The organism is Mycobacterium sp. RTGN5 (genome assembly GCF_033804465.1).
Taxonomy (GTDB): domain Bacteria; phylum Actinomycetota; class Actinomycetes; order Mycobacteriales; family Mycobacteriaceae; genus Mycobacterium.
Window position 1 is genome coordinate 1 of record NZ_JAPZLA010000015.1, and the last position, 948, is coordinate 948.

1 protein-coding gene is annotated in these 948 nt (G+C 63.5%); it reads right to left on the reverse strand.

All coding sequences use genetic code 11. The features are described 5' to 3' along the window. Window positions 1–909 (reverse strand): IS30 family transposase (locus SLQ31_RS29405; protein WP_319437726.1); only part of this gene is annotated, 909 nt, incomplete at its 3' end. Between the last annotated feature and the right edge of the window lie 39 nt (window positions 910–948).

The window sequence follows — 948 nt, forward strand, 5'->3', positions numbered from 1 at the left end:
AGCGTCAGCGACGGTGGCGGCGTCGCGACGTTGGGGCAGGTGCACGAATTGGACGAATCCGCTGGAGCGCTCCACGAGGGTGCCGATCTGAGATGCCTGGTTTTTACCGATGATCAGGTCACCTTCCCAGTGCCCGGGCACGGCCCGGTCTTGGGCTTCGGCGGGACGCTCGCTGATGTTGACCATGCCCTGGATATGTCCTGGGCCATCGCTGCTGGGGCGCCGGTTGCGGGGCTTGCGCAGCGTCCGCCCGGTGCGCAGACACCGCGTTAACTCCCGCCGCAGTTCGCCGCGTCCTTGCACGTAGAGGGCTTTGTAGATGGTTTCGTGGGACACCAGCATCTCCGGGCGATCGGGGTAGGTCTTGGCCAACCGTCCCGCGATCTGAGCAGGGCTGAATTTCTTGGTCAACAACGTTTGTACTTCATCACTCAACGCCGGGCAGCGGCCGATCTTGCCGATCTTGGGCCGACGTGCTCGGGCCTCGCTGCGCTGCTGGGCCAGCACGGCTGAATACCCCGACTTCGCGTCCCAGCCTCCGCGGTTGGCGCCGAAGCGATGCAATGCCCGGTATCGGCCCTCGAGTCCGCGCACCTTGCCGTTGCGTTCGATCTCGCGCATGACCGTTGTGCCGGCCCGCCCTAACCGTCGAGCGATCGAGCGGATCGACTCTCCTGATGCGGTGCCGATCATGATCTGCTCACGCTCAGCATGTGTCAGCCGTGGTCGTTTAACACCGCAGGGCTGCTCCAATTGTGGGTTCACACCGCCACACTGGCGAAACCACAACCCACCAGTGCCCGCCGACACGCCAACAGCTAGCCCGGCATCACCAGGGATCAGCCCCGCGGATACCAACTCCCAAAAACGAACCTGAACCGACAACAACGGACTCCGCGGCATCAACACCCCAATCACGAAGTGTTGCAATCACCCCTTGAAGCCAAG